Genomic DNA, 18686 nt, shown 5'->3' on the forward strand with positions numbered 1-18686 from the left:
TGAGCTTCAGGCCTGCGCGTCCAGCAGGCTGCGCAGGCGCTCCAGTGCATGGCGCACCGTCGCCGAGCGCACCGCCTGGCGGTCGCCCTCGAAGCGCCGTGTCTCGCTGGACAGGCGCCCGTCGACCATGAAGCCGAACCACACGGTGCCCACCGGCTTGTCCGCGCTGCCGCCCGAAGGCCCCGCGATGCCCGTGACGGCGACCGCCACCCGCGCCTGCGAGTGGCGGATGGCGCCGTGCGCCATGGCCCGCGCCACCACCTCGCTCACGGCCCCGTGCTGCGCGATCCAGTCGGCGTTCACGCCGAGCATGTCCACCTTGGCCTCGTTGGAGTAGGTGACGAAGCCGCGGTCGAACCAGTCGCTGGAGCCTGGCAGCTCGGTGCAGGCGGCGGCGATCAGGCCGCCGGTGCAGCTTTCGGCCGTGGCGAGCTTCCAGTCGCGGGCGCGCAGGTCCTCGGCGAGCTGCCGGCACAAGAAGGTCAGGTCCATGCACTTCTCCAGGCCGCAAAGACCAGCAGCGTACAGAAGGCCGCCACCAGGTCGTCGAAGATCACGCCCAGGCCCCCGCGCCAGCCATGGCCATGGAACAGGCGATCGGCCCAGCCGACCGGCCCGGGCTTGAGGGCGTCGAGCAGCCGGAACAGGGTGAATGCCGCGAGCTGCTCGCCCAGGCCAGCGGGCGTGATCAGCCACAGCACGATCCAGAAGGCGACGACCTCGTCCCACACCACCGCGCCCGGATCGCAGCTTCCCAGCGCGCGCGCCGTGACAGTGCAGGCCCACCAACCCAGCATGAACCCGCCGAGAATGACCGCCGCCAGCGCCCCGGGCGACAGCCAGGCCTGGAGCAGCAGGAAGCTGGCCCAGCCCCAGAGCGTGCCGAAGGTGCCGGGGGCGCGCGGCGCCAGGCCGGCGCCGAAGCCCAGCGCGACGGCATGGGCCGGATGCGAGAACAGGAACGCGAGCCCCGGGCGCGCGGCCGGCGCCGCGAGGTCCGGGTCGAGCGCGATGCCGGCGGCCAGCCCGGGCGACGCCGGCGGGGGCAGGACGACCCGGCTCACCGCGCGCAGCTCCCGTGCCGGCGGCGGAACACGCGGGGCTCCACGGCGTGCGGCTGGGCCCAGAGTCCCCGCCGCTCGGCCTGTGCCCGCGCCTGGGCCTGCGCGTAGCGATTGCTCCGGCTGCGCGAGGGGGCCCAGGCATGCCCCTGGGCGACCATCCAGGCGCCCACGTCGCCGTGGGAGGCGGTCGCCAGTTCGCCCAGCAGGCGCTGATAGGCGTCACGGCCGCGCAGGCGCACGACGACGGGCCGGCCTTCGACCAGGGCAGCGAGCGCTCGCCGGGCGGCCGGTCCGTGCTCCTGGCAGATCTCGGGCGCGTCGATGCCCCGCAGGCGCAGCGCCTGCGGCGCGCCGCCGGACGCCGGACGCAGCCACAGCGAGTCGCCATCGGTGACGTGGCTGACCGTGCCCCGCAGGGTCCGCGTCGCCGCCTGCGCCTGCAGGCCCGCCAGGCACAGCAGCAGCGACAGCAGCAGCCCGAGGGATCGCGTCCGCATCAGGCGAAATGGTCGAAGGAGGCGAAGCGGGCCGCGACCGGCCGCCCCTGCCCGTCCACCAGGCGCAGCCCCGGTTCGGCCTCGATGCGGCCGATGCAGCGAACGGGCGTGCCGGCCCCGGCGGCGCGTTCGAGCACCAGGGCGTGCTGCGCGGCCGGTGCGGTGAAGAGCAGCTCATAGTCGTCGCCGCCGCCCAGCACGCATTCCAGGCGCTGCGCCTCGGGCAGCGCCTCGGCGCCGGGCAGCAGGCCCAGCAGCTCGTCCACGTGCAGCCGGGCGCCGACGCGCGACTGGGTGAGCACGTGCCCGAGGTCGCCCATCAGCCCGTCGCTGAGGTCGATGGCCGCCGTGGCCACGCCCCGCAGGCCCTGCCCCAGCGCGACACGCGGCGTGGGGACTTCCATCCGCCGGCGTGCCGTGTCGAACAGCTCGGCGGGCAGCAGCACGCGCCCCCGAAATGCCTCCAGCGCAAGCCGCGCCTGTCCCAGCGTGCCGCTGGCCCAGACCTCGTCGCCGGGCTGTGCGCCCGATCGCAGCAGGGCCTGGCCGGCGGGGACCTCGCCGAAGACGGTGATGCACACGGCCAGCGGCCCGCGCGTGGTGTCGCCACCGACGAGCTCGCAGCCGTGCTCGTCCGCCAGGGCCAGCAGGCCGCGGGCGAAGGCCTCCAGCCAGGCTTCGTCGGATTGCGGCAGGGCCAGGGCGAGGGTGAAGGCGATCGGCCGTGCGCCGCAGGCGGCCAGGTCGCTCAGGTTCACCGCCAGCGCCTTGTGGCCCAGCCGTGCCGGAGCCACGGTGGAGAGGAAGTGGCGGCCTTCGAGGAGCAGGTCCGTGGAGACCGCCAGCTGCATGCCCGGCCGTGGGGCCAGGATCGCGCAGTCGTCCCCGATGCCGAGCGGCTGGTGCCGCGCGGGGCGCCGGAAGAAGCGGTCGATCAGTTCGAATTCACCCATGGACCGAGCGAGCATAGCGGCTGGCCGGCGCGCTCCGGCCGGCTTCGGAAACACCTGCTTGCAGGCTGGGCGGGAATATTGCGCACAGCGCCGCCCGGGCAGGGCAGACTGAGCCTCAGCCAATCTGGAACACGGGCCGATGCAGACAGAACACGAAATCAGGACGCTGGCCCACCAGGTCACGGAGATCCTTGTCGTGTACAGCCGCTGTTTTGAGCAATGGCGCGAGAGCCCCTCGGACCTAGCGCGCTATGAACGCACGCACGCCAACCTCGACCTGGTGCGGGTGCTCACCGAAAAAGCCCTGATGGGCGGGCGCGGCGAGCTCGCGGAACTGCTGGCCTGCCACACCGACCTGAAGCTTGCCGTGCTGCGCCGGCACATGGGCCTGCCGCCACCGCCCTTGGAGCCGGCCCACGAGGAGCAGGAGCGCTTCGAAGCGCTGTTGCAGCGGCACGCGAACCACGTCGCCGCGCTGGCCGCGGTGTGCGCGCACCGCAGCGGCCAGACGCCCGCGGCGGCACCGCAGCGGGCAGCGCCGGTGGTCCACCCCGCGGCGCGCCGGCCGCCCGTGGCGGGGCGCTGAGACAAGGCGCCTCAGGCCCTGCGACCCCGGAAGCGAAGCGAGGCCTGACGCACCACCTCGGCCAGCAGGCGCTCGCGGGCCTGGGTCTCGCGCAGCCAGCGTGCGTCGTTGCGCGCGGCGAACGCATCCTCCGCCAGCATGGCGACTTCCTGGCCCGCGCCCAGCGCCTCGGCATGCCCGCGGATGCGTTCCGCGGTCTGCACGATGTGCTCGCGCAGGGGCATGTGCTCGCCGGTGGCGGGCTCCACGTACACCGCTTCCAGCCCGAAGCGGCAGGCCTGGAAGCGGTTGTAGGTGTAGACCATGTAGTCGTCTTCCTGGGGCATGAAGGGCTGCTCTTCCAGGAACCAGGCGCCCAGGGCCTGAACGAAGCCGGCCAGCGCGGTCGCGCGCTCCACCGTGAGCGGGGTGTCGAAGACGCGGATTTCCACCGTGCCGTATTCCGGCTTGGGCCGGATGTCCCAGTAGAAATCCTTCATGCTCTTGACCACGCCGGTGCGGGTGGTCTTGGCGAAGAACTCGCCGAACTGGTCCCAGGACAGCGTGAAGGGCGCGCGGCCGGACATGGGGAAGGCGAAGACGGAGTTCAGCCGCGCCGAGTCGAACTGCGTGTCCTGGCCCTGGACGTAGGGCGAGGAGGCCGACAGCGCGATGAAGTGCGGGATGTAGCGCGACATGCGGTGCAGCATGAGCAGCGCGGCGTCGGCAGCCGGGCAGCCGATGTGCACGTGCTGGCCGAAGATGGTGAACTGCTTGCTGAGGTAGCCGTATAGCTCGGACAGCTGCCGGAAGCGCGGGCGGTCGTAGATGCGCTGTTCGTGCCACTGCTGGAAGGGGTGCGTGCCCCCGCCCACCACCGCGATGTTGAGCTTGTCGGCGCACTGGACCAGCGCGTCGCGCGTGACCGTGAGCTGCTCCAGGACCTGCGCGATGCTGGTGCACACGCCGGTGGAGATCTCGATCATGCTGGAGGTCATCTCCGGCACCACGCTGCCCGGCACCTTGTGGCGTGCCATGAGGTGCAGCATTTCGTCGGCGTAGGGCGCGAGGTCGAAGTCGTGCGTGTTGACCAGCTGCAGCTCGAGCTCGACGCCCAGCGACAGGGCCGCCGACTGGCGGAAGGGTTCCAGGGTGGGGGTGTCGGTGAGGGTGTCAGCCACGGGGGGGCCTTTCCGATGCGGGGCTGGCGACGAGGTCGGGTGCGCGCTGCAGCAGCGCCGCCGAGCTTTCGCCGGCGCGGTAGATGGCCAGCGTGGCCGCGATGGCGCCCAGCGACTCCATCAGGAGGATGGCCGGCAGCGCGACTGACGCGATCTGCGGTCCCAGGGTGATCGAGGAGGCGAACTGCGCCACCAGCAGCAGCGCGACCGAGGACATGGGCTGCATGGCGCCGGCCGTCCAGACAGCCTGGTGCCAGCGCAGGCCGCTGCGCCAGTTGGCCAGACCCACGCCCAGCACCTTGCCGGCCAGGCGGGCCGCGAGCAGGCCCAGTACCAGCGCCGCGACGGCCGGGTTCCAGGGCGCCTGCGCCGCGACGGCCGACACCAGCACGAAGGTGAGCATGATGATCAGCGAGCCGGCGGTGCCGAGCTGGCGCGGCCAGGCCCAGGGGCGCGGGTTGAAGTGCTTGAGGAACATGCCGCCGAGCAGCGCGGCCAGGGCGGCCGAACCGCCGAAGTGCCCGGCCAGCGCCGCGGTGGCGGCGATCAGCATGAGCAGCACCATGGAGGTGTTCTCGCTGGTCGGGCTCATGATGCGCAGGGCCAGCCGCAGCACCAGCGCCAGCACCGCGCCCACCAGGATGGACAGGCCGAGCACGCTCACGATGGGCAGCAGGGTGTCCAGGAAGGTGTCGCGCGGCCGGTGCATCACCTGCACGCGGGCGCTCACCAGCGTCAGCGCATACAGCACGCCCAGCGTGGTCAGGGCCAGCGCCCGCTCCGTCACCGGGCCGGTGGCGCGGGTGTCCAGGCGGATGCGGCTGAGGACCGCCGGCGAACTCACCATGCCGATGGCGGCCAGGGCTTCGGCCACCGTGGCGACCATGCCCAGCCAGCGCATCAGGTAGTAGATGAAGGCGTAGGTGAGGGCGGCCTCCAGGATGCTTTGCAGCAGCACCTGGGGGTTGTGACGGAACCAGCGCAGCGCGATGCGCCCGCCGGCCTCGAACAGCACGAGCGCGACGCCCAGCTCCAGCACGTACAGGGTCAGGCCCTGCAGCGGCCAGAGGTCGCGCGCGAAGCCCGCCAGGCCGGCAATGGTGCCGACCACCGAGTAGCCCACGACCTTGGGCAGTGCCAGATAGCGCTGGACGAGGTAGCCGCTGGCGGCGGCCAGGGCCAGCAGCAGCGACCACTGCACGCCGGGAATGCCGGCCGAGTAGCGGAGCCATCCGGACCAGATGGCCATGGAATCGATCATGTCTGAGGTGCCTGTCTTCGCGGCTGCAATGGAGCCGCCGGTTATAGCCGAGCTGCGGACGCGCGCTTCAGTGCAGCACCCGCCGGGTGCCGTCGTCCAGGACGAAGAGCGGGATCTCCACCTCGAAGCGGTGCCCGTCTTCGGCCACGCAGAAGTAGGTGCCGTGCATGCTGCCCGTGGGCGTGCGCAGGCGGCAGCCGCTGGTGTACTGGAACGACTCGCCCGGCCGCAGCAGCGGCTGCTGGCCGACCACGCCCAGGCCCTTGACTTCCTCGACCTGGCCGTTGGCGTCGGCGATGCGCCAGTGGCGCGAGATGAGCTGCGCCGGCACCTCGCCCGTGTTCGTGACGGTGATGGTGTAGGCGAAGCTGTGGATGCCCTGCGAAGGGGCCGACTGCTCGGGCAGGTGTTGCGGCAGGACCTCGACGCGGAACTGGTACTTGGGCATGCGCCGATGGTAGCTTGCCCCGTTTGCGAAAATCGCGCGATGAGCAGCCCGACCCACCGCATCGCCCCGTCCCTTCTGTCCGCCGACTTCGCCCGCCTGGGCGACGAGGTGCGCAACGTCATCGAGGCGGGCGCCGACTGGATCCATTTCGACGTGATGGACAACCACTACGTCCCCAACCTCACCTTCGGGCCCATGGTCTGTTCGGCCCTGAAGCCCCATGCCCGGCGCGCGGACGGCACGGCCGTGCCCATCGACGTCCACCTCATGGTCGAGCCCGTGGACGCCCTGGCACAGCTCTTCGCCGACGCCGGCGCGGACTACATCAGCTTTCACCCCGAAGCCTCTGGCCATGTGCACCGCAGCGTGCAGGCCATCCGGGCGCGCGGCTGCAAGCCGGGGCTGGTGTTCAACCCGGCCACGCCGCTGGACGTGCTGGACTGGACCATCGACGAGATCGACCTCATCCTCATCATGAGCGTCAACCCCGGCTTCGGCGGCCAGAGCTTCATCGACTCGGCCCTGCGCAAGGTGGAGGCCGCGCGCCGCCGCATCGAGGCGAGCGGGCGTGACATCCGCCTGGAGGTCGATGGCGGCATCAAGGCCGACAACATCGCCCGCGTGGCCGCCGCCGGCGCCGACACCTTCGTGGCCGGCAGCGCGATCTTCGGCAAGCCCGACTACCGGGCGGTCATCGCCGACATGCGGCGCGCCCTGGAAGCCGACTAAGGCGTGGACTTCTTCTGCCCGTCGGGCAGGTCCTCGCGCAGCTTGTCGTAGGTACGGTCGAGCTCCGCGCCCCGGGTGGTGTCCGGGATGCCCCGGTCCGCGTCGCGTTTGGCCACGCGGCCGATCTCCTTCATCGACGGCTCGTCCGCCACCTGGCTGTCGGCGGATTCGTCGCGCTCGAACGCGCGGCGCGGCACGGGCTGCTGCGTCTCGCCCTGGGCCGGCAGCGTGTTGGGCTGCGGCGCCTTGGCCGCCGGCCGCTCGGGGCCGCGCGGGGCCGTGCTGGTGGGGTTCTGGTCCTTCATGGCGCCATGGTGCGCCCGTGGCGCGGCGGCGCGGGTAGGACGGGGGCCATCGAACCGCCGGCGCGTCAGCGCGCTCCTACCCCAGCTGGCCGCAGCCACCGACAAATGCCCCCGCCCACCGGCTACGGGTCGGCGCCCATGAGCTTGCGACAGTTGCATGTCCGAGAGGTACCTGGGAGATAGGTCATGGAATTGCTCGCTGCCTGGCCGGAATGGCTGGTCTGGTGTGCCGCCAGTGCCGGCGGCCTGATCGCCGTCGCGCTGGTGGTGAGCGTCATCGACGCCGCCCTCGAACTCGAAGGCCAGTGACAGGGGTGGCTGCCGCCGGCGGCCCCATCAGGAAGATTCATGCCCCAATCCAAGCAGGACGCGCAGAGGAAAGCCAAGCCGTCCGACAGTGTGCTGGCCAAGCACAAGCAGATGGAGTCCCACATCCAGCAGACGGAAAACCTGCTGACCACGCAAGAGGGCGTGGGTGTGCCCGACAACCACAACTCACTGCGCGCCGGCCTGCGCGGCCCCTTGCTCGCCGAGGACTTCATCCTGCGCGAGAAGCTCACGCACTTCGAGCACGAGCGCATTCCCGAACGGGTCGTCTTCGCGCGGGGTGCGGCCGCGCACGGCTACTTCGAGCTGTACCGGTCGCTGTCGAGCTACACCCGCGCTGACTTCCTGCAGGAGGCCGGCGGCCGCACGCCCGTCTTCGTTCGCTTTTCCAATCTGGCCGGCGAGCGCGGCTCGGCCGACACCGTCCGTGACCTGCGCGGCTTCGCCGTGAAGTTCTACACCCGCGAAGGCAACTACGACCTGGTCGGCGCCAGCATGCCGGTGTTCTACATCCAGGACGCGATGAAGCTGCCGGACCTGGTCCATGCGCTCAAGCCCGAGCCCCACCACGGCATGCCGCAGGCCTCCAGCGCGCACGACACGTTCTGGGACTTCGCCTCGCTGCTGCCCGAGACCAGCCACATGCTGATGTGGCTCATGTCGGACCGCGCGCTGCCGCGCAGCCTGCGCATGATGGACGGCTTCGGCGTTCACACGTTCCGCCTGGTGAACGCGCATGGCGCCGCGCACTACGTGAAGTTCCACTGGAAGCCGCGGCTGGGCCGGCACGCGCTGGCCTGGGACGAGGCGCAGAAGATCGCCGGCAAGGACCCGGACTTCCTGCGGCGCGACCTCTGGGAGGCCATCGCGGCCGGCCACTTCCCCGAATGGGAGCTGGGCGTGCAGCTGGTCGACGAGGCCAAGGCCGACAGCCTGGGCGTGGACCTGCTGGACCCCACCAAGCTGCTGCCCGAGGAACTGGTGCCGGTGCAGCCCGTCGGCAAGCTGGTGCTCAATCGCAACCCGGACAACTTCTTCGCCGAGGCCGAGCAGGTCGCCTTCCATCCGGGGCACCTGGTGCCGGGCGTCGAATTCAGCAACGACCCCTTGCTGCAGGGGCGTCTGCAGGCCTACACCGGCAGCCAGATCTCCCGCCTGGGCGGGCCCAATTTCCACGAATTGCCGATCAACCGGGCCATCTGTCCGGTGCACAACTTCCAGCGGGACGGCCGCCATCGTGCGCTCATCGCGCGCGGTGCCGTGAGCTACGAGCCCAACACCCTGGGCAGTGGCGCGGAGTTCCGGGTGGACGGGGGGCTGCAGGGCTTCCAGAGCATGCCGGACGCGCTCGATTCGCCCAAGCAGCGCCGCCGCGGCAGCAGCTTCGAGGACCATTTCAGCCAGGCGCGCCTGTTCTGGAACAGCCAGAGCGCGGCGGAGAAGGAGCACCTGGTCGCCGCATTCCAGTACGAGCTGTCCCGGGTCGAGGCGGCCGGCATCCGGCAGCGGGTCGTGGACAACCTGGCCCATGTGGACGCGAAGCTGGCGCGCAAGGTCGCCGAGCCGCTGGGGATCGGACCGCCGGACCCCCGCGCGGCGGCGGGCCGCGCGGGTTTCCGCGAGCCGCGCCCGGGTACGTCGCTGGAGAACTCGCCCAGCCTGAGCATGGAGCCGAACGGCCAGGCGGCGCCGCTGGCCACCCGGCGCGTGGCCATCCTAGTGGCCGCCGGCGCGGAGGTCGGCGCGATGAAGGTCCTCCAGCAGGTGCTGCACGACCACGGCCTCGTCACGCGGGTGGTCGCCTCGCACCTCGGCGTGATCTCCACGTCGTCCGGCCAGCAGCTCGCGGTGGACCACAGCATCGTGACCATGCCCTCGGTCATGTTCGATGCGGTGCTCGTGCCGGCGGGCACGGCCAGCGCGCAGGCCCTCTTGCGCAGCGGCGATGCGGTGCACTTCGTGCTGGAGGCGTACCGGCACGGCAAGCCCCTGTGCCTGATCGGCGAAGGCGCGCAGCTGCTGCAGAAGGCCGTGTCGCTGGACGCGCCGCTGCCCGGCGTGGTGCTCGGAAGCAACGATCCGGCCAATCGGCTGCAGATGGCGCAGGAATTCATCCAGGCGCTCGGCGCCCACCGCCACTGGCAACGCCCCGGCCTCGACGAAGTCCCGGCCTGAGCGCCGTCGGCCTGTTGCGGCCGGTCGACTCGGCACAGGCCGATTCCTACGACCGGACCGCAAGCGGACCGACCCTCGCTCGAACACGCCTGTTTCCCAATGGCTGGCGTGCCGGCGGTGTGCCGGCAGGCCAAATCGGGAGAGCACTATGGCTTCGGGCAAGGACGGCGACCAGGGCGGCCCTCGCGGCGGCACCTCCAGGCGTGGCTTCGCGTCCATGGATCCTGAGCGGCAGCGCGCCATCGCCAGCAAGGGCGGCAAGGCCGCCCACCAGAGCGGCAATGCCCACGAATTCACGCCGGAGGAGGCGCGCCGGGCCGGCAGCAAGGGGGGCAAGGCCGCCCACGAGCGGGGCACGGCGCACGAGTTCACCTCGGAGGAGGCGCGCCGGGCGGGCCGCAAGGGCGGCGAGGCCAGCGGCGGCGGGCGCGGGCGGACCGACGCGGCGCATGCCACCAGGTCCGGCGTCGGCGGCAGCGGCAGCGGCAGCGGCATCGACAGCGGCGAGGCCGCCGCCGATGCGGGTGGCGACGAGCGCGAGTGAGCCGGTGGCGCGGCTGGCACACTCGCCGGCCATGAGCAAGTTGCAATCCGGCACGCTGCAGGCGGCCGTCATCGACCTGGACGGAACCCTGGTCGACACCCTGGCGGACTTCACCGTGGCCCTCAATGCCAGCCTGGCCGACTCGGGCCTGCCCGCGCTGGCCGCGCCCGCCATCGAGCGCCTGGTGGGCAAGGGCTCCGAACACCTGGTGCGAGGCGCGCTGGCCGAAGCGGGCGGCGACCCGTCGGAATTCGATGCCTGCTGGGCGGCCTACCAGCGCCACTACGGCGCGGTCAACGGCCGGCATGCGCGCGTCTACCCCGGCGCCTTCGAGGGCCTGCGGCGCCTGCGGGCGCAGGGCCTCAAGCTCGCCTGCGTGACCAACAAGCCGCAGTCCTTCGCCGAGGCGCTGCTCGCGGACAAGGACCTGCTGGCCTTCTTCGACGTGGTCTTCGGCGGCGATGCCTTCGAGCGCCGCAAGCCCGATCCGCTGCCGATCCGCATGGCCTGCCGGGCCCTGGCCAGCGAAGCCGCGCGCACGCTGGTCGTGGGCGACTCGATGAACGACGCCCAGGCCGCACGCGCGGCGGGTTGCCCGGTGGTCCTGGTGCGCTACGGCTACAACCACGGCCGGCCGATCGAGGAGGTCGATGCGGATGCGTTCGTGGACTCGCTCGCCGCGCTGCCGCTGTAGGGGCCGGCGGGCGTTTGCCCTGGCAGGACCGTTTGCTACACTGGCCGCCCATGTTCATCCACCGCACCACCATCACAGGTTGCTCCGACCGGGGAGCCTGGCCCTGGCGCAAGCCTGCGAACGTGCGTTGCTGATTGCACGGGGCAGCCCGTGCCCCGCGTCCCGCCCCCCGGGACAAGTCGATCGTCAGTGCGGCCCCTGGGCGCCGCCGAGCTTGTGGAGGCTCACCCCGTGATCACCGAACTCGAATTCAAGAGCCTGGCGCTGCAAGGCTTCAATCGCATCCCCCTCATCGCCGAGGCCTTCGCGGACCTCGAAACCCCGCTGTCCCTGTACCTGAAGCTCGCCCACGCGCGCGGCAACGGGCGCCTGAGCTTCCTGCTGGAGTCGGTCGTCGGCGGCGAGCGCTTCGGGCGCTACAGCTTCATCGGCCTGCCGGCGCGCACCTTCCTGCGCGCCACGGGCTTCGGGCCGCAGGCGCGAACCGAGGTCGTCCGCGACGGCCAGGTCGTGGAGACCGCCGAGGGCAACCCGCTGGACTTCATCGAGCGCTACCAGCAGCGCTTCAAGGTGGCGCTGCGGCCCGGCCTGCCGCGCTTTTGCGGCGGCCTGGCCGGCTACTTCGGCTACGACACCGTGCGCCACATCGAAAAGAAGCTGGCCGCCAGCTGCCCGCCCGACACGCTGGGCTGCCCGGACATCCTGCTGCTGCAGTGCGAGGAACTGGCGGTCATCGACAACCTCTCGGGCAAGCTCTACCTGATCGTCTATGCCGATCCCGCGCAGACCGAAGCTTATGCATCGGCCAAGCGGCGGCTGCGCGAGCTGCGCGAGTTGCTGCGCTACTCGGTGAGTGCGCCCAGCGTCAAGCAGACCGAGACCTTCCCGGCCGAGCGCGAGTTCGCCAAGGCCGACTACCTGCGGGCCGCCGAGCGCGCCAAGGAGCTGATCGCCGCCGGCGACTTCATGCAGGTGCAGGTGGGCCAGCGGATCAAGAAGCGCTACACCGAGTCGCCGCTGTCCCTGTACCGCGCGCTGCGCTCGCTGAACCCCAGCCCGTACATGTACTACTACAACCTGAGCGGCGCGGCGGGTGATGACTTCCACGTCGTGGGCGCCTCGCCGGAAATTTTGGTGCGGCAGGAGCAGACGCCGCAGGGCCAGAAGATCACCATCCGACCGCTGGCCGGCACCCGCCCGCGCGGCGCGACCCCGGAGCTGGACAAGGCCACCGAGCAGGAACTGCTGGCCGATCCGAAGGAGCGGGCCGAGCACGTGATGCTGATCGACCTGGCCCGCAACGACATCGGCCGCATCGCGCGCACCGGCAGCGTCCAGGTGACCGAAGCCTTCGTGGTCGAGCGCTACAGCCATGTGATGCACATCGTGAGCAACGTCGAGGGCATCCTGAACGAAGGCATGAGCAACATGGACGTGCTGCGCGCCACCTTCCCGGCTGGCACGCTCAGCGGCGCGCCCAAGGTGCACGCCATGGAACTGATCGACCAGCTCGAACCCGTCAAGCGCGGCATATACGGCGGCGCCTGCGGCTACCTGAGCTACGCCGGCGACATGGACGTGGCCATCGCCATCCGCACCGGCGTCATCAAGGACCAGACGCTCTACGTGCAGGCCGCGGCCGGCGTGGTGGCCGACTCGGTGCCCGAGCTGGAGTGGCGCGAGACCGAGGCCAAGGCCCGCGCGCTGCTGCGTGCTTCCGAGCTGGTCGAGGAGGGACTGGAATGAGCGCCGCCGGACCGCTCCAAGGCGCGAAGGCCCCCTCGGGGGGCAGCGCAGTACACGAAGTGACAAGCGTGGGGGTCAAGGCATGAAGCTGCTCATGATCGACAACTACGACAGCTTCACCTACAACCTCGTGCAGTACTTCGGCGAGCTGGGGGCGCAGGTGGAGGTGTTCCGCAACGACGAGATCACGGTGGCGGAGATCGCGGCGCGCGGCGCCGACCGCCTGGTGATCTCCCCGGGCCCGTGCTCGCCGGCCGAGGCGGGTGTCTCGGTGGAGGCGATCCGGCACTTTGCCGGCAAGCTGCCCATCCTGGGCGTGTGCCTGGGGCACCAGAGCATCGGCGCGGCCTTCGGCGGCCCGATCGTGCGGGCGCAGGTGCTGATGCACGGCAAGACCAGCGAGATCACCACCACCGGGCAGGGCGTCTTCCACGGCCTGCCCGGGCGCTTCACGGTCAACCGCTACCACTCGCTCGCGATCGATCGCGCCGCCTGCCCGCCGCAGCTCGAGGCCACGGCCTGGACGGACGATGGTGAGATCATGGGCGTGCGCCACCGGGAGCTGCCGATCCAGGGGGTGCAGTTCCATCCGGAATCGATCCTCACCGAGCACGGGCACGCCATGCTCAGGAACTTCCTGGAGCAACGCTGATGGCCGCCGGCCTCGTCGACCTGCGCAGCGACACCGTCACCCGCCCCACGGCGGCCATGCGCGAGTCGATGATGGCCGCGCCCCTGGGCGACGACGTCTTCGGCGACGACCCCACGGTCAACGCGCTGCAGGACAAGCTGGCCGGCCTGCTCGGCTTCGAGGCGGCGCTCTTCATGCCCACGGGCACGCAGAGCAATCTGTGCGCCGTGCTCGCCCATTGCGGCCGGGGCGACGAATACATCGTGGGCCAGATGCAGCATTGCTACCGCTGGGAGGCCGGCGGCGCGGCGGTGCTCGGCAGCGTGCAGCCGCAGCCGATCGCGCACCAGGCCGACGGCACGCTGGCGCTCGCCGACATCGAGGCTGCGATCAAGCCGGACGACCCGCACTTCGCCCGCAGCCGGCTGCTCGCCCTGGAGAACACGCTGGGCGGACAGCTCATGCCTATGGAATGGTTGCGCGCCGCCTGTGGGCTGGCCGCCTCGCACGGCCTGGGGCGGCACCTGGACGGCGCCCGCCTCTTCAATGCCGCCGTGGCGCAGGCCGAGGGACTCGAGTCCGACGCGCTGGCCGAGGCCCGGCGCATCGCGGCGTCCTTCGACACCGTCTCCGTCTGCTTCAGCAAGGGCCTGGGCGCACCCGCCGGCTCGGCCCTGTGCGGCTCGCGCGAGCTGATCGCAAGGGCGCGGCGCATCCGCAAGATGGCCGGCGGCGCGATGCGGCAGTCGGGCATGCTCGCGGCGGCGGCCGCCTACGCGCTGGACCACCACGTGGAGCGGCTCGCCGAGGACCACGCCCTGGCGCGCCGCCTGGCCGAGGGGCTGGCGGGCATCGAGGGCGTGCAGGCCCTGCCGCCGCACACCAACATCGTGTTCGTGGAACTGCAGGCGGCGGCGCGTGAGCGCGCCGGCGCGCTCCTGGAACACCTCGCGCAGCGCGGCGTGCTGGCCACGGGCCTGTACAAGCTGCGTTTCGTGACGCACCTGGACGTGGACGTCGCCGGCATCGACCGGGCCGTCGCGGCGGTGCGGGAATTCTTCGAAGCCTGAGACACGACCACCGGAGGAAAAGGCCATGCCCATCACGCCCCAGGAGGCGCTGCAGCGCACCATCGAGCACCGCGAGATCTTCCACGACGAGATGCTCAAGATCATGCGGCTCATCATGAGCGGCGAGCTGTCGCCGGTGATGACCGCCGCGCTGATCACGGGCCTTCGCGTCAAGAAGGAGACCATCGGCGAGATCACCGCCGCCGCCGAGGTCATGCGCGAGTTCGCGACCAAGGTCTACATCGCCGACAAGCGGCACCTGGTGGACATCGTGGGCACCGGGGGTGACGGCTCGCACACCTTCAACATCTCGACCTGCTCCATGTTCGTGGCCGCGGCCGCGGGCGCCAAGGTCAGCAAGCACGGCGGCCGCAGCGTGAGCAGCAAGTCCGGCAGCGCCGACGTGCTCGAAAGCCTGGGCCTGAACATCAACCTCGCGCCCGAGGACATCGCCCGCTGCGTGGCCGAGGTGGGCATCGGCTTCATGTTCGCGCCCAACCACCACCCGGCCATGAAGAACGTGGCGCCCGTGCGCAAGGAACTGGGCGTGCGCACCATCTTCAACATCCTCGGCCCGCTCACCAATCCGGCCGGCGCACCCAACATCCTCATGGGCGTGTTCCACCCCGACCTGGTCGGCATCCAGGTGCGTGCGCTGCAGCGGCTCGGCGCGGAACACGCGGTGGTGGTGTACGGGCGCGACGGCATGGACGAGGTCAGCCTGGGCGCGGCCACCCTGGTGGGCGAGCTGAAGAACGGGCAGGTCTCGGAGTACGAGATCCATCCCGAGGACTTCGGCATGGCCATGGCGAGCAACCGGGCGCTGAAGGTGGAGACCGCCGAGCAGTCGCGGCAGATGCTGCTGGGCGTGCTGGAGAACCAGCCCGGCCCGGCGCGCGACATCGTCATCCTCAATGCCGGCGTGGCGCTCTACGCCGCCAACGTCGCCGACACCATGAAGGACGGCGTCGCCCGCGCGCGCAGTGCGCTGGAGTCGGGCGCCGCGCGGGCCAAGCTCGACGCCCTCGTCCGCGCCGCTGCACCCACCACGCCCTGAGTCGCCCGAACCATGTCCGACATCCTGCAGAAGATCGTTGCCGTCAAGCACGAAGAGGTCGCCGCCGCGCGCAAGCGCGTGTCCCTGGAGGCCATGCGCGCCGACGCCGAAAGCCGCGTCCTCACGCGCGACTTCGAAGGCGCGCTGCGGCGCAAGATCGCGCAAGGCCGCAGCGCGGTCATCGCCGAGATCAAGAAGGCCAGCCCGAGCAAGGGCGTGCTGCGCGACGACTTCATCCCGGCCGACATCGCGCAGAGCTACGCCGAGCACGGCGCGGCCTGCCTGTCGGTGCTGACGGACCGCCAGTTCTTCCAGGGCCAGCCGGACTACCTCAAGCAGGCGCGTGCTTCCTGCGACCTGCCGGTGCTGCGCAAGGACTTCATGGTCGATGCCTACCAGGTCTACGAGTCCCGCGCCATGGGCGCCGACTGCATCCTGCTCATCGCAGCCTGCCTGGAGGATGCGCGCATGGCCGAACTCGAGGCGGTTGCGCGCAGCCTGGACATGGCCGTGCTCGTGGAGGTCCATGACGGGCCTGAGCTGGAGCGCGCGCTGCGCCTGCGCACGCCGCTGGTGGGCATCAACAACCGCAACCTGCGCAGCTTCGAGGTGTCGCTGGACGTCACGCTGTCGCTCATGGCGCAGGTTCCCGCGGACCGCCTGCTCGTCACCGAGTCCGGCATCCTTTCTCGCCCGGACGTGCAGCGCATGCGCGACAGCGGCGTCCACGCGTTCCTGGTGGGCGAGGCCTTCATGCGGGCGGACGATCCGGGCGAGGCACTGGCGGCCCTGTTCGCCTGACGTGGCGCCCGCCTTTCGCGCGTCGCGGCTGACGCCCGGCAGAGAGAACTGAGATGCAGGCATCGCTGCAGGGCTTCGGACCGGAGGAGGGGGCAGACCGACTGCAGGCCTTCGATCCCGCGCAGTGGCCGGTGGCGCCGGACTGGCGGCCGGTGGTCGACGCCTTCTTCGCCAGCCCGCCGGGCCAGGCGCTCGGCAGCTTCCTGCGCGAGCGGCTGGCGCAGGGTGCCGTGGTGTTCCCACCCCGGCCGCTGCGCGCCCTGGAGCTCACGCCACTGGCACGGGTGCATGCGGTGATCCTCGGGCAGGACCCCTACCACGGCCTCGGGCAGGCCGAAGGCCTGGCCTTTTCGGTGGCGCCGGGCGTGGCCTTGCCGCCGTCGCTGCGCAACATCTTCCAGGAGCTCGGCGGCACGCCGGCCAGCGGCTCGCTGGTCGAATGGGCGCGCCGCGGCGTCCTGCTCCTGAACACCTGCCTCACCGTCGAGGAGGGGCGGCCAGCCAGCCATGCCGGCCAGGGCTGGGAGCGCCTGACGGATGCCCTGCTCGCGCGGGTGGCCGAAACTGCATCGCCTTGCGCCTACCTGCTGTGGGGCGCGCACGCGCAGGCCAAGGCGGGGCTTGTCGAGCAGGCCGCGGCCCAGCACGGGCGCAAGGCGCTGGTCCTCAAGGCGAACCATCCCTCGCCGCTGTCGGCGCGGCGTCCGCCCGTGCCCTTCATCGGTTGCGGCCACTTCCGGCTCGCGCGCGAGTGGCTGGCCGCGCAGGGCTGCACGGGCGTGCTGTAGCGGCGCGAAGGCGTGCTCAGCGCGGCTGCTGCAGGCGGAAGAGCCGCGCGAGCCAGGGTCGGAACGCCGAATGCGCTGTGGGCGGGCCCGCCGGCGCCGAGGCCTTAGGCCAGTTCAGCCGGGTGTCGTCCAGGTAGTCGCGCTGCACGTCGATCGTGCTGCGCTGGCCCAGCAGGGCGAAGTTGTCGCGCAGCCAGTCCTGCGCCGCCGACTGCCCCAGCGCGAACAGCTCCCGGATGAGCCCGGGATCCGTGCGCGCCTTGGTCGAGGCGGAATAGGCGCCCATCGCGTCGCCGCCGTCGATGCGGTGCATTCGCACCAGCTTGCGGCTGCCGGGTGCCAGGGTGCCTTCCGCCAGCAGCCGGTTCACGAAATCGATCGTTCGCACCTGCGTGAGCAGGCTGGCGTTGAAGCTCAGCTCGTTCATGCGGTCGCGGATCTCGGCGGCGCTTCGCGGCACGGCCTGACGGCGCAGGGGGTTGATCTGCACGATCACGATGTCCGGGTCCGCGCTGCAGTCGATCAGCGGCGTCAGTGCCGGATTGACCGAAAAGCCGCCGTCCCAGTAGGCCTGCCCGTCGATCTCCACGGCGCGGAACAGCGTGGGCAGGCAGGCGGAGGCGAGCACGGCGTCCGCATTCACCTGGGGCCCTTGGAAGATCACGGCCTTGCCCGTGCTCACATGCGTGGCCGACACGAACACCCGCGGGCTCTCGGCCTGGCGGATGCCCTCGAAATCGATGCGGCGGGCGAGCAGGTCGCGCAGCGGGTTCAGGTCGAGCGGGTTGGCCTGGTAGGGCGACAGCAAGCCCGACCACGCCTGGGTCCACAGGGTGCTGGGCGACCAGTCCAGACCGAGCCCACCCCAGAGCGCCCGGCCGACGCGGGCGTGCAGTTCGCCCAGGGCGCCCAGGTGGCCGATGTCCTCCCACACCTGCGCCAGGCATTCGCGTGCGGCCTGCGCTGGGTCGGTGCCGGCGGCGGCGCTGGAAAGTCCGCTGGCCAGCGCGACGGCGTTCAGCGCACCGGCGCTGGTGCCGCTGAGCGCCTTCACGTCCAGCCGGCCGTCCGCCAGCAGGCTGTCCAGCACGCCCCAGGTGAAGGCGCCGTGGGAGCCGCCGCCCTGCAGGGCGAGGCTGATGGTTTTGCGGCCGTTAGAATTCGCAGGCTTCATGCAGGCATTTTGCTGCGGCGCAGCATGCGTGAGGTGCTTCGCGACCGTGCCGAGCCGGGTTTTTCGCTTCCGTGCGTCAGCACATGCAAGCGAGCATTTCGACCGTGCTATAGTCCGAGGTTCGCCGGAGGGGTGCCCGAGTGGCTAAAGGGGGCAGACTGTAAATCTGTTGGCTTACGCCTACGCTGGTTCGAATCCAGCCTCCTCCACCACCCGAAATGGGGTGGGGCGAAAGAATGCAAGTTGAACGCACCTTGAGGTGCAAGTTGAACGCACCTTGAGGTGCGGGCGATCGAGCGTTGATCGAGTGGTAGCAAGGAAAGCCTGCCGAGGGCCTGAGAGCTTCGCCCGATGCGGGAGTAGTTCAATGGTAGAACCTTAGCCTTCCAAGCTAATGACGCGGGTTCGATTCCCGTCTCCCGCTCCACCTTCGTCGCTCGGTGCTGTTGTGGATTGTTTGCTCGGCGAACGCAAGAATTTCGCCCTTGTGGCTCAGTGGTAGAGCACTCCCTTGGTAAGGGAGAGGTCGCGGGTCCGATTCCCGCCAAGGGCACCAATTGATCTGACCGTCTAGTTACTTTTTTCGAAGGGCGAAAAAAATGGCAAAAGGAAAATTCGAGCGGACCAAGCCGCACGTGAACGTGGGCACGATCGGTCACGTGGACCACGGCAAGAC

General features: G+C 70.8%; 21 protein-coding genes, 3 tRNA genes and 1 pseudogene. 16 read left to right on the plus strand and 9 right to left on the minus strand.

Features of this window, described 5'->3' with window-relative positions; translation table 11 throughout:
• Positions 1–6 precede the first annotated feature (6 nt).
• From EZ242_RS16850 to thiL, 4 genes are read right to left on the minus strand one after another with little or no spacing between them, the layout of a single operon-like run.
• Positions 7–492: a CinA family protein gene (locus EZ242_RS16850; RefSeq protein WP_135286346.1), complete on the minus strand. Its 486-nt coding sequence runs from the start codon at positions 490–492 to the stop codon at positions 7–9.
• A complete protein-coding gene (locus EZ242_RS16855) occupies positions 483–1013 on the minus strand; it encodes a phosphatidylglycerophosphatase A family protein (protein WP_135286392.1) in 531 nt (176 codons plus the stop codon). Before EZ242_RS16855 ends, EZ242_RS16850 begins: the two co-directional genes overlap by 10 nt.
• Before the next feature lie 47 nt (positions 1014–1060).
• Entirely contained in the window at positions 1061–1561 is a 501-nt protein-coding gene (locus tag EZ242_RS16860; protein ID WP_135286347.1) for a thermonuclease family protein, read from the minus strand.
• The gene (thiL, locus tag EZ242_RS16865) at positions 1561–2514 is read right to left on the minus strand and encodes a thiamine-phosphate kinase (RefSeq protein WP_135286348.1); all 954 of its coding nucleotides are present in this window, start codon (positions 2512–2514) and stop codon (positions 1561–1563) included. The genes EZ242_RS16860 and thiL overlap by 1 nt, the downstream gene beginning before the upstream one ends.
• Positions 2515–2653: 139 nt before the next feature.
• Between thiL and EZ242_RS16870 the strand changes: the two genes are divergently transcribed.
• Positions 2654–3100, plus strand: a complete 447-nt coding sequence (locus tag EZ242_RS16870; RefSeq protein ID WP_135286349.1) for a hypothetical protein — start codon at positions 2654–2656, stop codon at positions 3098–3100.
• Between the two features lie 11 nt (positions 3101–3111).
• On the opposite strand, the gene EZ242_RS16875 is transcribed toward EZ242_RS16870, so the two are convergent.
• The 3 genes from EZ242_RS16875 to apaG all read right to left on the minus strand — a co-directional run bounded on the left by EZ242_RS16875 (position 3112) and on the right by apaG (position 5969).
• Positions 3112–4260, minus strand: a complete 1149-nt coding sequence (locus EZ242_RS16875) for a YbdK family carboxylate-amine ligase (RefSeq protein ID WP_205960672.1) — start codon at positions 4258–4260, stop codon at positions 3112–3114.
• Positions 4253–5521 carry a cation:proton antiporter gene (locus tag EZ242_RS16880; RefSeq protein WP_135286350.1) on the minus strand — a complete coding sequence of 423 codons (1269 nt, stop codon included), beginning with the start codon at positions 5519–5521 and terminating at the stop codon, positions 4253–4255. Before EZ242_RS16880 ends, EZ242_RS16875 begins: the two co-directional genes overlap by 8 nt.
• Before the next feature lie 67 nt (positions 5522–5588).
• Positions 5589–5969, minus strand: coding sequence for a Co2+/Mg2+ efflux protein ApaG (gene apaG, locus EZ242_RS16885; RefSeq protein ID WP_135286351.1), 381 nt, complete (start codon positions 5967–5969; stop codon positions 5589–5591).
• 39 nt (positions 5970–6008) lie between these two features.
• Between apaG and rpe the strand changes: the two genes are divergently transcribed.
• The gene (rpe, locus tag EZ242_RS16890) at positions 6009–6698 is read left to right on the plus strand and encodes a ribulose-phosphate 3-epimerase (protein ID WP_135286352.1); all 690 of its coding nucleotides are present in this window, start codon (positions 6009–6011) and stop codon (positions 6696–6698) included.
• On the opposite strand, the gene EZ242_RS16895 is transcribed toward rpe, so the two are convergent.
• Positions 6695–7003 carry a hypothetical protein gene (locus tag EZ242_RS16895; RefSeq protein ID WP_135286353.1) on the minus strand — a complete coding sequence of 103 codons (309 nt, stop codon included), beginning with the start codon at positions 7001–7003 and terminating at the stop codon, positions 6695–6697. The genes rpe and EZ242_RS16895 overlap by 4 nt on opposite strands.
• A 186-nt stretch (positions 7004–7189) precedes the next feature.
• On the opposite strand from EZ242_RS16895, the gene EZ242_RS22550 reads away from it, so the two are divergent.
• The 10 genes from EZ242_RS22550 to EZ242_RS16940 all read left to right on the plus strand — a co-directional run bounded on the left by EZ242_RS22550 (position 7190) and on the right by EZ242_RS16940 (position 16836).
• Positions 7190–7312: a hypothetical protein gene (locus EZ242_RS22550; RefSeq protein ID WP_276606542.1), complete on the plus strand. Its 123-nt coding sequence runs from the start codon at positions 7190–7192 to the stop codon at positions 7310–7312.
• Between the two features lie 39 nt (positions 7313–7351).
• Positions 7352–9505: a catalase gene (locus EZ242_RS16900; RefSeq protein WP_135286354.1), complete on the plus strand. Its 2154-nt coding sequence runs from the start codon at positions 7352–7354 to the stop codon at positions 9503–9505.
• Between the two features lie 148 nt (positions 9506–9653).
• Positions 9654–10049: a KGG domain-containing protein gene (locus EZ242_RS16905; RefSeq protein ID WP_135286355.1), complete on the plus strand. Its 396-nt coding sequence runs from the start codon at positions 9654–9656 to the stop codon at positions 10047–10049.
• A 31-nt stretch (positions 10050–10080) separates the two neighbouring features.
• On the plus strand, positions 10081–10743 hold the full coding sequence (gene gph / locus EZ242_RS16910; protein ID WP_135286356.1) for a phosphoglycolate phosphatase: 663 nt from the start codon (positions 10081–10083) through the stop codon (positions 10741–10743).
• A gap of 231 nt (positions 10744–10974) precedes the next feature.
• Complete coding sequence (trpE, locus tag EZ242_RS16915) at positions 10975–12489, plus strand: anthranilate synthase component I (RefSeq protein ID WP_135286357.1); 1515 nt, start codon at positions 10975–10977, stop codon at positions 12487–12489.
• An 82-nt stretch (positions 12490–12571) separates the two neighbouring features.
• Complete coding sequence (locus tag EZ242_RS16920) at positions 12572–13141, plus strand: anthranilate synthase component II (protein ID WP_135286358.1); 570 nt, start codon at positions 12572–12574, stop codon at positions 13139–13141.
• The gene (ltaE, locus tag EZ242_RS16925; protein WP_135286359.1) at positions 13141–14190 is read left to right on the plus strand and encodes a low-specificity L-threonine aldolase; all 1050 of its coding nucleotides are present in this window, start codon (positions 13141–13143) and stop codon (positions 14188–14190) included. Before EZ242_RS16920 ends, ltaE begins: the two co-directional genes overlap by 1 nt.
• Before the next feature lie 25 nt (positions 14191–14215).
• Positions 14216–15247, plus strand: coding sequence for an anthranilate phosphoribosyltransferase (gene trpD, locus EZ242_RS16930; protein ID WP_135286360.1), 1032 nt, complete (start codon positions 14216–14218; stop codon positions 15245–15247).
• Between the two features lie 12 nt (positions 15248–15259).
• Positions 15260–16048 (plus strand): indole-3-glycerol phosphate synthase TrpC, encoded by a 789-nt coding sequence (gene trpC, locus EZ242_RS16935; protein ID WP_135286361.1) that lies wholly within the window; start codon positions 15260–15262, stop codon positions 16046–16048.
• Positions 16049–16101: 53 nt separating this feature from the next.
• Positions 16102–16836: a uracil-DNA glycosylase gene (locus EZ242_RS16940; RefSeq protein WP_135286362.1), complete on the plus strand. Its 735-nt coding sequence runs from the start codon at positions 16102–16104 to the stop codon at positions 16834–16836.
• A gap of 16 nt (positions 16837–16852) precedes the next feature.
• On the opposite strand, the gene EZ242_RS16945 is transcribed toward EZ242_RS16940, so the two are convergent.
• Positions 16853–18010 carry a patatin-like phospholipase family protein gene (locus tag EZ242_RS16945; RefSeq protein ID WP_135286363.1) on the minus strand — a complete coding sequence of 386 codons (1158 nt, stop codon included), beginning with the start codon at positions 18008–18010 and terminating at the stop codon, positions 16853–16855.
• A gap of 126 nt (positions 18011–18136) precedes the next feature.
• Between EZ242_RS16945 and EZ242_RS16950 the strand changes: the two genes are divergently transcribed.
• The 4 genes and pseudogenes from EZ242_RS16950 to EZ242_RS16965 all read left to right on the plus strand — a co-directional run.
• Positions 18137–18222, plus strand: a tRNA-Tyr gene (locus EZ242_RS16950).
• A 141-nt stretch (positions 18223–18363) separates the two neighbouring features.
• Positions 18364–18437: transfer RNA gene (locus tag EZ242_RS16955), tRNA-Gly, on the plus strand.
• A gap of 54 nt (positions 18438–18491) precedes the next feature.
• A tRNA-Thr gene (locus EZ242_RS16960) sits at positions 18492–18566 on the plus strand.
• A 43-nt stretch (positions 18567–18609) separates the two neighbouring features.
• A pseudogene (locus EZ242_RS16965) lies at positions 18610–18686 on the plus strand (GTP-binding protein); the annotation flags it as partial.

The organism is Ramlibacter rhizophilus, assembly GCF_004681965.1.
Taxonomy (GTDB): Bacteria; Pseudomonadota; Gammaproteobacteria; order Burkholderiales; family Burkholderiaceae_C; genus Ramlibacter; species Ramlibacter rhizophilus.